Genomic DNA, 13981 nt, shown 5'->3' on the forward strand with positions numbered 1-13981 from the left:
TATTGGAACCGTCAACCTAAAAAATAAATATTTTTCTTTTTTTACGACATTTATCCAAGGCTTCTATAGAAGAAAACCCAGATTTTTTACTAAATAGCGGGTTTTTATCCTTGAAATTCATCGTTATTTTTTTGATTTTTCCATTTTTTAGTATTGACAACCTTTCCATATCGTGATATATTGTGCTTGTGAAATACATGTATTTATTAAATTTGGAGGTGTACCATGTACGTTAACAGAAGATTTTATGACAAATATGTTTCTACCAGAGATGTTGAATTATTACACGAATACTCACTGAGAGTTTTGAAGGAAGTAGGGGTTTCCTTCGATTGTGAAGAAGCACTGGAAATATTTAAAAAACACGGCGCAACCGTTGAAGGCAGTATTGTAAAAATTGATGAAGACCTGTTAAACCAGGCGCTGGAAACCGCTCCTAAGACATTTACTGTTACCACATCTGCCGGCGAAACCAAAATCGGCGAACGTTTTAAACCAAAAACCGTTGGCTGCTACGGACCACCGAAGTTTTTATTTGAAGATGATGAATACCGTGTTGCTATGAAAGACGACATGGTTAAGTTCCTTAAGCTAATGGATACCAGCGATGTGACTGACTTTGTCAACAACTCCGCTTACGATACAGCCGATTTGGACAAAACCAAGGACGACTTTTACATGCCTCAGGTTGCAATGTGCTTAAAATACTCTCAAAAGCCAACCTATGGAAATGTTGCTAACAGCTTGAATGTTCGCGGCAAAAGTCTTAAGGAAGCTGCTAAGGGCATCGCGCAGCTTTACAAAGAATTCTATGACATCTGGGATCGCCCGGTTCTTCTGACAAATGCGTGTGCTTTATCACCTCTCGGTTATTCATATGAAGTTTTAGATAATATCATGGGCCTTGTTGAAGAAGGACAGCCTGTTACCATCATTACCTGTTCCATGACCAACCTGACCGCTCCGGCAGCGCTGCTCGGCTCTGTTATCCAGAATAACGCCACCATTCTGGCTGGTATCGTTCTGACACAGCTCATTAACCCTGGCTGTCCGGTAATTTACGGTACGGTTTCCAGCCCGACGGATATGCGTACCGTTTCACTGGCAATCGGCGCACCGGAAGCCCAGCTCATCCAGATGGCTTCTCTGGCCCTTGGCCGCTACTACCAGCTACCCGTGAGAACCGGTATTGCCGGCACAGACTCCTTAAAGCCAGACTATCAGGCCGGTGTTGAAAGCTTCATGATTCTTATGACCACCTATCTTGGAAAATCCGACTTTGTCCTGAATCATGCCGGCATTCTCCAGTCCTACGCGCTGGGCAGCTACGAAAAATTTGTTCTGGATGAAGAAGTCAACCGTATCCTCATGCGGCTCAACCGGGGCATGGACATTTCAGACATGAGAGCTGAAAAGGTTTTTGCAGAAATCAAAAAGGCCGGTCCTCTGGGCAATTACCTGTCCGGAAGAACACCGAAGGAATACCGTCAGGAACATTGGCTGACCAAGCTCTTTAACCGCCAGGCCGGTAATCCGCAGCCAATTTTCGACGAAATCGGCGATCTCCGCGAACGCGCCAGCAAAGAAGTTGAAGAACGTGTCGCAGGCTATACATTACCTGACTTAACCAAGACCCAGAAGGATATCCTGAACCGTTATCTGCCTGAAGACGAAAAGTTTTAATTAACCCTCTATATATAGTATTCATTTTTCGGATAAAATCTGGTATCATTAGTGGTATCAGATTTTATTTTTGTTACCCGGTTATACTTAAAAGGAAGGTCACCCATGAAACTACGCTATTCATTTGCTGAAAAAGAAGAGTGCCAGCAAATTCATGAATATTCTCTGGATATTTTGGAAAACACAGGTATTGTTGTTCATTCTGAAAAAGCAAGAAACACCTTTAAAAAAAACGGCGCAAAGGTGGAAGGCAAAAAGGTCTTTCTCCCGCCCAAAATCGTAGAAGACCATCTTGTCCATGTGCCCTCCTCCTTTACCTTTAACACTCCCGGACACCGAGTAACCGTGGGTGACGGCACCACCTGCACCATGCCGCCCTACGGCGCCACCTACGCAAAGAAAAACAATGTCAGCCATCTGGCAGGGCGTGAAGACTTTATCAATTTTACAAAGCTCAACCAGGTGAGCAGCCAAATGAGCATGGCCTGCCCCTATGTCCTTGAGCCCATGGATGTTCCCATTGATTTCAGAGAAAAGTATAAAATGGCCATGTGCCTGAAATACTCCGACAAGCCCACATTTTCCATGACCCAGGACGGCCCGTCGGCACGGGAGAGCATTCGTTTTGCAAGAGAATACTGGGACTCCCAGGACAGCAATATACTCATCGGAAATATTAATATCTCCGCGCCGCTGATCATGGGAGAGGGTACTGCCGACGTTATTCTGGTACACGGCGAGGAAAGCCAGCCTCTGATGGTAGCCTGCGGCAGCGGACTGAGCGGGCTGACCGCACCGCCTTTGCCAGCAGCCAACTTCCTCATCAGCAACGCTGCGGTGCTGGCCGGCATTATTCTGGCCCAGATGGTACGGCCAGGCCTTCCCATTGTTTACGGCTTCCCGCTTTTTGGCGTGAACCCTTTAAGCGCAGACGCCTCCCCCGGCGAGCCGACCACCGCGCTCTTTACCATGGCCGCGGCGGAAATGGGGCGGTTTTATAAGATTCCCGTCCGGTCCGGCGGCGTTTTTACAGACTCCACATACCTGGATTACCAAAACGGTGCTGAGAGCTTCATGAATCTTTTTTCCTGCCTGTTTTCTGGTGTCGACTGCATGATGCACGCCTTTGGCATGGAGGATTCCCTGAACACTGTCAATTACAATAAATACATCCTGGACGAAGCCCTCTACAGCACCATCAAGCATTACCTGAACGGCTTTGAGGTGAACGCAGTTACACTGATGCTCGACGCCATCAAAAAAAATGGCTGTACTGATAACTATATCAACATGAGTAATCTCCGGCTCATCCGAAAGCATTACGCGCCCTATCCCTTTAAAAACACCAACGGGGAGCAGGACATCCTGGAAGAAACCAGCGCCGTCATCGACGAGCGGCTTGAAAATTATGTGGCACCGGCGTTTACCCGCGCGCAGCAAAAACACGTCGAAGGCTATCTGCCCAAAGCATTCATCGACTAAAAAGGAGGCATTCCCATTGCTAGAATCCATCGTAACCGCTGTAAAAAAACTGGAAGAAAAAAAGGTCATCAAGCTGGTACGCTACGCCGTTAAGGAAGGCGCCTCCCAAATGCAGATCATCGAATCCGTTCAGGCCGGACTGGACGAGGTGGGCAAATACTTTGAGACCGGCCGCTATGGCGTCACAGATCTCATGATGGCCGGCATCATTTTTGAGGAAATTTTGAAGCTCGACTGTCTGAAGCTCGAAAAAGAAAACCCAGAGGAGGCCATCGGCACCATTCTTTTATGCACCATCGAATGTGATCTCCACGACATTGGAAAATCGATTTTTAAAAGCGCGGCCCTTATGTCCGGCTTTAAGGTCATCGACCTGGGCATTGACATTTCGCCGGAAAAAATTGTGGCGGAAACAAAAAAATCCCATCCCGATGTGATTGCCATCAGCTCAATTATGGCAAACGGCGTAAAATATATGAAGGAAACCAACGAGCTTCTGGTAAAGGAAAACCTGAGAGACGAGGTGAAGATCATCCTCGGCGGCCTGTCAACGCATAAGGACGCTGTGGAGTACGTGGGCGCCGACGCTTTTACCAAGGATGTTTACGAGGGTGTAAACCTCTGTAAGGAATGGATGGAGGGGGGCGTTTCCCATAAGCTATAAATACGACGAAATCTGCGATAAAATAAAAAATAAAATCAAGCAGCGCATTTATCTGCCGGATACGCCGCTGCCCCCGGAGAACACCCTTGCTGAGGAATTTAAGGTCAGCCGGATCACCATCCGCAACGCCCTGCGCAACCTGATCGAGGAGGGCTATGTCTATACCATTCCCGGAAAGGGCAACTATGTGCTGGCTAAAACCAATGACAAGTTTGTCCTCTCCCTGAAGCCTGAAAATATTTTAAAGGAGCCCTACAACCGCGTAGAACTGCTGGGCTCAGAGATCATCAAGCCCACCATCGAGCTGGTCTACCATCTGCGGGTCGCGCCGGACTCCCGTATTGTGCTCATCAACTGGCTCTTGTTCAGGGACGACCTGCCTGTCATTTACGACAATCAGTTTATTCCTTATTTCCCCGGCATTTCTCCCTGGAACGACGATTTTGAGTACAACAGCTTCAGCGAAATCGTCAACCAGCGGAACCACCTTTATATTACCCAAGAGCGCATCCATATCGAGGCTGTGGGCTGTGACGCCCAGGCCGCGGAAAAGCTGAACATCCCAGAAGACACCCCTGTCATGCAGATTACCCAGAACCTCATGGATAACGACGACCCGCTGGGCATGCGCAAGCTTTATATAAGGAAGGAATGCTGCAAGCTGACCGGCATTACCTATCTGCCGTAAAGGCCAAAGCAGGTGACATCAATGAAAGTAAAAATATACGATCAAATCATCAATGATATTATGGATGACATCCACTACGGCAACCTGAAGCCCGGAGAAAAACTCCCCACCTATGCCGAGCTGGCGAAAAAGTATAATACCAGCATCGTCACAGTCCGCAAGAGCATCTCATCCTTAATTAACAAGGGGTATCTGAGCGCAGTGGAGCGGGTCGGGACCTTTGTGCGGGAATGCGAAAAGGAGCAGTACCTCATCAGCTTTGCGCCCCAGGCCAATATTAACGAAGAAATCACCGAGATCAGCGTGGAGGACATCAGCCTGTCCCTCATTAAAATGCGGGAGATCCGGCAGGAAATGAAAGCCGTGGAAATGCGCCAGATCCTGTACTCCGACACACTTCCCATCTGCTACATCATTACCGCGCTCCTCTTAAACGGCCGCTATAATCCGGAAAGCATGGCGGACATGACCGAAAGGAACCTCCAGACCATCAATAAAATCCTCGACGGCTTTGAGATCAAAAAAGTCCTCGAGATCACCATGGATACCCCCAACCGGTTTATCCAGAACAAGCTGCTGGTGGACAGAGACGACCCCGTGTTCTGCTTTACCACCTATTATTACACCATGAAGGACGAACCCGTTGGAAAAAGCGTGCTCTACGCAGCGGGGGAGAACATTGATTTGTATGGGAAATCTTTTTTGAAATAAACTTTTCTTTTAGAAAAAGCACAGCTGCATGGAAACAGCTGTGCTTTTTTACTTCCAAAATTTGCAGAAATCTTCTCTTTATCAAAATAAAGCTCAAAAATATAAAAAGCTCGTGGAATAATGTCATTCCACGAGCAAAAATAACGTGCTCTTTAGAGAAAATATTAAATATTGTTTTTATTATATCACTTTCTTCATTAAATATGTATATTAATTTTTAAAAAAATTACAATTAAAATCTTTTTTTGCAAAAATTTGATTGCCTAAGTAGCACTTTTAGAGCTATTGAAGTTTTATAATTATTATATATCTGGTCAAAAAAATGGTATAAGGAGGTAAGGCAATGAAGAAGCATCGCAAAAATATATATCAACGCTCTGATAACCGCTACGAAGGGCGTTATATTACTGGCTATAAGGAAATTCATGGTAAAGCAATTTATCGGTCAATCTATGCCGACACTTATCGGGAAATTGTAGCGCTCTTGGAAGAAGCTGAAAAAAGTGTCTCTGAAAAAGTAGCGTTTGAACGTCTGATTCGCAAACAGAAAAGAAACAATCTGCCCGTGACAAGTTTAGAGCACATGGCCGAAAATTATTCTTTCAGAAACTCTGTCCAGGGAGGCACAACGCTGAGACAATGCCTTGTCCAATGGCTGGAAGAACATAAAAAGTTCTCAGTAAAAGCCTCCTCATACACGCGCTATTGCAGCATCGTTTATAAACATATTGTGCCGCAGCTTGGTGATTTTCCGGTCGCTGATGTCACAGCGGCGGTAGTCCAGGACTATATTCATTATCTTCGTACAGACGCGAATAAGCATAAGGGACTGGCGCCATCGACGATAAAAATTCACCTTGTTCTGCTGTCATCTTTTTTTGAAAAAATGATCGAATTAGAAATGGTTCAGAACAATCCCTGTGAAGCGGTCCGGATTCCACCCAGTCAGAAGAAAAAACCCAATTATCTAAAACAGAATGAGTATCAAAAATTAGAAAAGGTACTCGAGGATAAAATCTGCGACAAAAGAGCCCGCGCCATCCTGCTCGCCTTAAAAACAGGTATCCGCCTGGGTGAGCTGGCAGCCTTGCGCTGGACAGACATTGATCTTCAGTCAAAAACAATTCATGTCCGCCATTCAATCCAGCGGGTCAAGGCCAAATCGCCTGGAAAAAATAAAACCGAAATTGTATTTGGCCAAACAAAGTCCGTCTGTTCCCAAAGAGACATCCCTATGAACGACGGTATCTACACCCTTTTATACTCATACCAGAAGGTCTTGAAAAAAAGCGGCATTTTCACTGAAGAAAGCTTTGTGTTCAGTAACCGGCAGGGCTCCTATCTTGACCCGCGGGCTTATCAAAATTATTTTTCAAAGCTTTTGAAGAAAGCAGGCATCCGCTGTGTGAATTTTCATGCTTTGCGGCATACCTTTGCCACCATCGCGGCCAGCAAAAATATGCAGATTTCAACGCTGAGCAGAATTCTTGGACACTCAACTCCCACCATAACCTTACAGATTTACGTGCACGCCGTTGATGAACAGGACCGTATCGAGATGGCTAAAATCGAAAGTATTTAAAATCTGGTCAAAATCTGGTCACAGAATCGAAAAATCCCCGTACTTATGGGATGAATGCAGATAAGTTCGTGGAATGACATTATTCCACGAATGAAAAACGAGCTGTGCCTGTATCCTCTAAACAGGCAGCTAATATTATAAACAAATAAGGTTAAAGAAATATTTAATCGCTTTTGGGCTTAAGGAGACAGTATGAAAGAAAATACGGTTGAAATGCAATATCTGTATGAACTGGCAGCTTCAGTGCTTGAAGTGCGCCCGCCGGCCCGTCCTCCCTCAAAATTAAATTGGGAGCTTGTCTGCCGGGAGGCAGAGCGTTTATCCATGCTTTCATTTATCTGTTATGGTTTGGAAGGCCTAGGTGAAAACGATCAACCCAGTAATTCTGTCATGTCAGAATTAAAAAAATGGAAAATTAAGGGTATATTAAAAGAAGCCGAACAGCAGCGGCTGCTGACAAATGTATTCTGCGGTTTTGACGCGCAAAATCTAAAATGCCTTTTGTGCAGCGATCTGCCTTTAAAGCGCCTGTACCCCTATCCAGACCTGCGCTGCCGCCAGGAAGTCGAGATTTTTATGCCCGCTGAAGCCATTCCCTGTGCCCGCTGTATCCTGCGGGATTTGGGCGGTTCGCCCGTGGCAGCGGAGAGCACGGATTTTGGCTGCTGCCGGTTTGGCCAAACCACCCTCATTGTAAAAAAATACGCTGATGAAGCTTCCTTTCCATCCTCTGGCGAAAAAATTCAAAAATACAAGCATTATTCAAACATATATGAGCCACCACCGGAAGCTCTGTACAGACAGCTGGCCGGCAGTGCCGCCCAAGCCGCCCGCGGCCAAAAAGAGTTTATCTGGCCATACTTTGATTTAAGCATGCTCCAGCGCTTTTATCATTTTAGTTTACCCGCGAGACACAGCGCTTTTCAGGTAAACTTGAAATCCCTATTTTCCCATCAAGGGCAACGTCCCTTAAATATAGATAAAACAATTATACACGAGAGGTAAAAAGATGAAAAAGAAAAACATCGCGATCGTCCTTCTGGCAGTGATCACCATACTTTTACTGGTTTTTGGCTGCGGTAAAAAGAGCAGCCCTCAGGCAGAGGCAAAGGTCTTTGACACAGCCGGAACCTACAGCGATCAGGCCACCTATGGTGACGTGCAGATTAAATCGGACGGCGTCACTTTAGAGAACGCCACTATCACCGGCACCCTGACCGTAGACAAGGCCGTCGGAGAAGGGACTGTCATCATCCGGAACAGCCGTATATCAAAGGATACAGACATCAATGGCGGCGGTGCGAACTCCGTCCATTTTGAAAAAACTGCGCTGCATAAGGTCAGCCTCAACAAGAAAGACGTCCGCCTTACACTGGACAAAGAATCTGAGGCGGCAGAGCTGAACGTTATCCAGCCCGCAAAGCTGGAGCTCAGCGGGAAAGTCACCACCCTGTCAATCGCTAAAAACGGTGAGGGGAGTACGGTTACCATCGCCAAAGACGCAAAGGTCGAAACCGTCAAGCTGGACGGCAAGGCTGAAATGACCGTCGACAGCCCGCTCAAGACACTGGTCATCGGGGAAAACGCCCAGGAATCCAGACTCGTCATCAATGGCAGGGTTGACAAGCTTGACGTGAACGCCAAAGCAGAGATCAACCTCAATGCCGGCGCCGAAGTCGGAAAGCTCATCGTGACAGACAAAGCCAAAGACAGCACTGTGAACATCGCAAAGGACGCCAAGGTGAGCACACTGGCCACAGAAACCCCACTGAGCCTTAACGGCGAAGGCAGCGTCGAGAATGTTATTACCAACAAAGAAGAAAATATTCAGGGCAGCATCAAGCCCGCCGGCATCCGGGTTTCCGCCAATCCAATCGCGAAAAGCCCCAACGGAAACGATGTAAACAGCAAAACAGACGCGGCCAAAAATACCGATACAAACACCAGCACGACGGCCAACAACAGCTCCACTGGCAGCACCAGTCCTGAAAATAACAATACCAGCAGTAATACTGGCAATACCGGCAGCGGACAGGACAATCCACCGGCACCGCAGCCAGCTCCCGGCCCAGCGCCACAGCCGGCACCTGATCCGACACCAACGCCAACTCCACCGCCGACGCCAACACCAACACCATCTGTGGTACACGTGACCGGCGTAACCCTGGATCAAAGCCAGCTGATCATGACCGTGGGTGACAGCACTGTATTGACCGCCAGGGTCGCTCCGGACAACGCCACAGACAAGACCATCGCGTGGTATGCCGAGGACAGCAAAATCGCAGCCGTCGATGGAAACGGCAAAATAACCGCCCTTGCAGAAGGCCAGACCAGGATCACCGTTGTCACAAGGGACGGGGACCACAAAGCCTTCTGCGATATTACCATCCACAAAAAAGCGCCAACGGATATCCCCGTTGAGAGCATTGCCATTCAGAAAACAGCGGACAGCATTGAGGTGGGGAATACCCTGCGCCTGACCGCTTCTGTTAAACCCGATAATGCCACGAACAAAAACGTCAAGTGGCACAGCGCCGCAGAGAGCGTTGCCTCCGTCGATGAAGCCGGCGTCGTCACCGCCAAGGCGCCCGGTGACGCGGTTATCACAGCGACTCCTGAAAATCCGGCCTCGCCTTCCGTCACTACCGCCATCACCCTCCGGGTAACCGCGCCGTTTAAGGCGGTTGTCATGAGCGGCAGCGGAAAAGCGGTTATGGTCGGGGATGTCCTTACCTTCACCTCAGTCGACCCGGAAAACGGGTTATCCGATGCCCTGTTCTCCTGGAAAGCAGACGGGCAGGAGGTTGGCAACGGCAGCGCCTATACGGTGAGCGAAGGGGATATCGGCAAAGCCCTGACCCTGACCGTCACCGGCAAAGAAAACAGCCATTACACCGGCAGTGTGACAAGCGAGGCCACCAAAGCCGTCACAGCCAACAAGACCGCTTTAACCGCTGCCCTCAATGCAGAGATCGGGGAGGATCACCAGAACCCCACCTATAAGCTGAAAAAAGACGACTATAAAGCAGTCACCTGGAACACCTACACCGATGCCGTCAATGCCGCCATTGGTGTGGAAGCCGATCCACTGGCCACCACCGGGCAGGTGAGCGCTGCCATCAACAACATTGGTACCGCAAAAGCCCAGTTGATTTTTGCCGGTATCGACAAGCTGGAAGAACTGAAAAAGACAGCCGACGCCAAGCAGGAAAGTGACTACACCGCTGCCAGCTGGCAGGCATTCCAGAGCGCCTATGGAGCAGCAAAAGCACTGCCCGAAACCACACAGGCAGAAATTGTGGCAAAAACAGAAACCATCAGCAAGGCCATGGACGAGCTGGTCTTAAAGACACCTGTCACCGCTGTTCGCCTGAGTATTGAAAAGAATCAGGCCGTTGTCGGGCATCAGGTCACAGCCACCACTGACCCCGAAGACGCCACAGTCAACTACCTGTGGCAGAGAGGCAACGGCACCGCCTTTGAACCCATTCCTGACGCAGACAGCGCGGTTTATACCCTGAGAAGCGACGATATCGGTAAGGTGCTACAGCTGACCGTCACCGGAACCGGCGATTATCAGGGCAGCTCAAGCGCGAGCATCAGCAAGATTCTGGATAACAAGGTCACGGACGTCACCCTGGATCAAGCGACGCTGGACATGAAAGCCGGCGATTCCAAAGTGCTGACCGCAACGGTCACACCGGAGTACGCGGCGGATAAAACCGTTACCTGGAGCAGCAGTGACGCAGCCGTGGCAGCCGTTGACGCAGACGGCAAAGTCACCGCTGTGGCAGCGGGCCAGGCCACTGTCACAGTGACCACAACAGACGGCGGAAAAACCGCTGCCTGTGCTGTCACTGTCACCAATCCGGTAATTTCTGTGGAAAGTGTAACCTTAGCACCTGTGAGCGCAGAGCTCTACACCGTGGAAGGACACAAAACCCTTGAGTTAACCGCAACGGTTACCCCAGAAAACGCGACCAATAAAGCCCTTGCCTGGAGCAGCAGCGATAGCGCTGTGGCAACAGTGGCCGCAGTTGAAAATAGCACAAAAGCAACGGTTACCGCCCTAACAGCAGGAACCGCCGACATCACCGCCACAACCGCCGATGGCAGCAAGACAGCAAAATGTACCATCACGGTTAAGGAGCCCATTCAGCTAACAGTTTCCGGTACCACTGTCAAGAGTAAGGTTTATGATGGAAATCCAGATGCAGAAGTGGAAAACGCTGGTTCATTAACCAACAAAGAAGCCGAACACGATGTTACACTTGCCGCAACAGCCAAATTTAACGACAAAAAGGCGGCAGACAATAAGCCTGTCACCGCACAGTATACCTTAACTGGTACAGATGCCTGGCGTTATCTTGCGCCAAAAGATAATACTGATTTATCCGCAAGCATTACAAAAAAAGAGATCCGTATTACAAACATTAAAGCAGCGGATCGAGCTTACAATGGTTATACTGCTGTAGCTTTAGCGGGTGGTGATCTCAGCGATATTGTTGACGGCGATGATATCCACTTAGACACATCGGCAGTAACTGCACAAATGGCCGATGCAAACGCAAAGGAAAATAAACCTGTCGTTGTCACCGGATATACCCTGGCAGGAGCTGACGCAGAGAACTACAGCTTAACACAGCCTGTGGGGATTACCGTCAACATTACTAAAGCCGAACAGACAGCGCCCACGTTCACAGTAACAAAGACCTCAAACAGCATAACGGTTACGCCAACAGCTGCATCGAACAAGCTGCTTTACGCTTTATATCAATCAGGAACTTCAGTAAAAGATTGGTCTATGACACCCAGCTTTACAGGCTTAGCTGCTTCAACCGAATACACTGTTAAGGTCAAGCTGTCCGGCGATGACAACCACAACGAGTCCCCAGAAGCGACAGCCAGCGTGACAACAGACGCCGCAGATATAAAGCCAGCGCCTGTCATAACCATAGAAAAGCCTTCCGTAACAGTGAGCGGTACAGCGCAAAGCCAAAACAGCACCCTGGTGGGCATAAAAAACACGATGGAATATGTGAAAAGTGATACAGAGCCAGCTGCAGATGCCACCTGGACTCCATGTCAAAACCAAAATATGTCCGTTGAACCAGGCATCTACTATGTCCGGTATAAAAAAACAGCCAGTGATGCGGCATCCGCCGCAATCCGGCTGGAAGTTAAAAAAGTGTACCGCGTTACCTTCGCTCATGGAGATCACGGCTCCTGTCACCCGTCCGTTGCCGTTTTCTATGAAGGAGAGCTGCCATCTTCAACAATAAGCCCAAACAGCGGCTATCTGGTTAATCCGGAAAATAATGGATGGGACAGACCGATTACAGCGGCAGCAGGAGAAAGCGCAGACATAAAATATACAGCACAATATATCGAAACCAAGGCCATGGTCATGGCATTTGATTCAAAAAGCCAAACCTATACGATTAAAAACACCGGAACCGCCACAATCGGTGAAGATTTCACAGTACCAGCAACGTATAATGACAGCATCAATGGAGAACACCCTGTAACGGCCATTGGTGATAAAGCCTTTACCAGTAACAATTGCAAAGACTTAAAAACACTGACAATTCCAGAATCAATTACAAACATTGGAGATTATGCATTTGATGGCCGCCTCGCCTTGGAAAAAGTTACGATAAAAGGAAATCCCAATATTGGTAATTACGCATTCAGCGGCTGCACTGCTTTGAAGGAAATTCATATTACCAGCAACGAAGCCCCCGGAACAACAGGCACCGAGATTCTCTATAACATTCCGGGTCAGGTAAGAATCTTTGTCCCGCAAGAAAAAGTTGCCGATTATAAGAACAGCTGGGTAAGCTATGCTGACCAGATCTACGAAACAGGCACTGCATTCTTTACCTTAAGCTATGATGCCAATGGCGGAACAGGCAGTGTACCGGCAAGTGCCGAATACGCACAAGGAACCGAGGTAAACGTCAAATTTGATCCGCTGCCATCCACAGAAGGAAAAACTTTCCTTGGCTGGGCAGCAAACAAGAATGCAGAATCGCCGGATTATACCGCTACAGGAACAACAAACAGCATCAGAGTCGAAAAAGCAACAACACTCTATGCAATCTATGGCGATGTCGTAACACCGCCAACGGAAAACAATCCGTGGGACGGCAAACGGGACATCAGCTGGTATGTTGGGCATGAAGAGGGTACGAGCTATTCAATTACCACACCGCAGCAGCTGGCAGGCTTAGCTTTGCTGGTAAACGGCGGCGGCCAAGATGATTACGGCAAATCCTCTGGAGGGGCTGTCGATTTTTCTGGAAAGACCATCACAATCACAGCGGATAAGCTTGATTTAAACAATGTCAATTGGGTGCCCATCGGCAAAGACGATGTTCATCCATTTAAAGGAAGCTTTGACGGTGGCTTTAAGTCAATCACTAGCCTTAGCATTAACAGCGAAAACGAAATTGTTGGCCTCTTTGGCGTGATTGACAGCGCAAACCTCCAAAATGTAGAGCTTTCTGACGGTACAGTAACAACTACTCATGAAGGCGGTATTGCAGGCGGCATGGTCGGCTTTGCGACAGACAGCAAAATTGAAAAATGCCATAATGACGCTGCGGTAAGCAGCCAGATATCAGCAGGCGGTATTATCGGCGGAGGACAGGCGGAGGTAACTGAGTGCTGCAACACTGGAAAAATAGAGGCTAAAGCCGAACTGTACAGTATGGCAGGCGGCATTATCGGAACAGGAACAGGCATTACCGTCAGCAACAGCTATAATACCGGCGAAGTGAACGCACCGTCAGGCAGCGGTATTGTTGGGATGGCCTCCAGTACAAGTGAACTAAAATCTTTTGTTCAGAATTGCCACAATGTCGGCAGCATCAATTCTGGTCAAGGATTTGGCATAACGGCTACGCTAGATAATAACGGCAAAATTCAAACTTCTTATTCACTTGAGGGTTCTGCGGCAACGATTGCTACTATTGGTGCAGATGACAAAAGCAAAATGCTAACCGCTGAAGAGATGAAAACCCCCAATAATTTTACCGGCTGGAGCTTTGATGAAAGTAACAGCATATGGAAAATGGGCAATGCATACCCAATTTTAGCCTGGCAGACAAACGAATAGGCAACCAGTTAAATGAATTGATGGCAGGAGGTTACACTTCTGCCTCAAAAT

General features: G+C 48.1%; 8 protein-coding genes and 1 pseudogene. All 9 read left to right on the top strand.

Annotated features, from left to right (window positions below):
- Positions 1–225 precede the first annotated feature (225 nt).
- The 9 genes and pseudogenes from mtpB (at position 226) to BUC22_RS10605 (ending at position 13930) form a co-directional block, all read left to right on the top strand.
- Positions 226–1683 (top strand): proline betaine:corrinoid methyltransferase, encoded by a 1458-nt coding sequence (gene mtpB, locus BUC22_RS10570; RefSeq protein ID WP_013378459.1) that lies wholly within the window; start codon positions 226–228, stop codon positions 1681–1683.
- A gap of 105 nt (positions 1684–1788) precedes the next feature.
- Positions 1789–3165, top strand: a complete 1377-nt coding sequence (locus tag BUC22_RS10575; protein WP_013378458.1) for a trimethylamine methyltransferase family protein — start codon at positions 1789–1791, stop codon at positions 3163–3165.
- Between the two features lie 16 nt (positions 3166–3181).
- Positions 3182–3829, top strand: a complete 648-nt coding sequence (locus BUC22_RS10580; protein WP_013378457.1) for a cobalamin B12-binding domain-containing protein — start codon at positions 3182–3184, stop codon at positions 3827–3829.
- A 10-nt stretch (positions 3830–3839) separates the two neighbouring features.
- Positions 3840–4007, top strand: a pseudogene (locus BUC22_RS22635) (winged helix-turn-helix domain-containing protein); the annotation flags it as partial.
- 9 nt (positions 4008–4016) lie between these two features.
- Positions 4017–4517: a UTRA domain-containing protein gene (locus BUC22_RS10585; RefSeq protein ID WP_013378456.1), complete on the top strand. Its 501-nt coding sequence runs from the start codon at positions 4017–4019 to the stop codon at positions 4515–4517.
- A 21-nt stretch (positions 4518–4538) separates the two neighbouring features.
- Positions 4539–5228: a GntR family transcriptional regulator gene (locus tag BUC22_RS10590; protein WP_013378455.1), complete on the top strand. Its 690-nt coding sequence runs from the start codon at positions 4539–4541 to the stop codon at positions 5226–5228.
- A gap of 343 nt (positions 5229–5571) precedes the next feature.
- On the top strand, positions 5572–6810 hold the full coding sequence (locus BUC22_RS10595) for a tyrosine-type recombinase/integrase (RefSeq protein WP_013378454.1): 1239 nt from the start codon (positions 5572–5574) through the stop codon (positions 6808–6810).
- Between the two features lie 192 nt (positions 6811–7002).
- Positions 7003–7815, top strand: a complete 813-nt coding sequence (locus BUC22_RS10600; RefSeq protein ID WP_013378453.1) for a nucleotidyltransferase family protein — start codon at positions 7003–7005, stop codon at positions 7813–7815.
- A 4-nt stretch (positions 7816–7819) separates the two neighbouring features.
- Positions 7820–13930 (top strand): Ig-like domain-containing protein, encoded by a 6111-nt coding sequence (locus BUC22_RS10605; protein ID WP_013378452.1) that lies wholly within the window; start codon positions 7820–7822, stop codon positions 13928–13930.
- Positions 13931–13981: the final 51 nt, after the last annotated feature.

Origin of the sequence: Eubacterium callanderi (assembly GCF_900142645.1) — a bacterium.
Taxonomy (GTDB): domain Bacteria; phylum Bacillota; class Clostridia; order Eubacteriales; family Eubacteriaceae; genus Eubacterium; species Eubacterium callanderi.

Excerpts from the sequence above, each read along its gene's own strand:
- BUC22_RS10575 (WP_013378458.1), top strand. The coding sequence starts at position 1,789 with ATGAAACTACGCTATTCATTTGCTGAAAAAGAAGAGTGCCAGCAAATT.
- mtpB (WP_013378459.1), top strand. The coding sequence starts at position 226 with ATGTACGTTAACAGAAGATTTTATGACAAATATGTTTCTACCAGAGAT.
- BUC22_RS10590 (WP_013378455.1), top strand. The coding sequence starts at position 4,539 with ATGAAAGTAAAAATATACGATCAAATCATCAATGATATTATGGATGAC.
- BUC22_RS10595 (WP_013378454.1), top strand. The coding sequence starts at position 5,572 with ATGAAGAAGCATCGCAAAAATATATATCAACGCTCTGATAACCGCTAC.
- BUC22_RS10605 (WP_013378452.1), top strand. The coding sequence starts at position 7,820 with ATGAAAAAGAAAAACATCGCGATCGTCCTTCTGGCAGTGATCACCATA.
- BUC22_RS10600 (WP_013378453.1), top strand. The coding sequence starts at position 7,003 with ATGAAAGAAAATACGGTTGAAATGCAATATCTGTATGAACTGGCAGCT.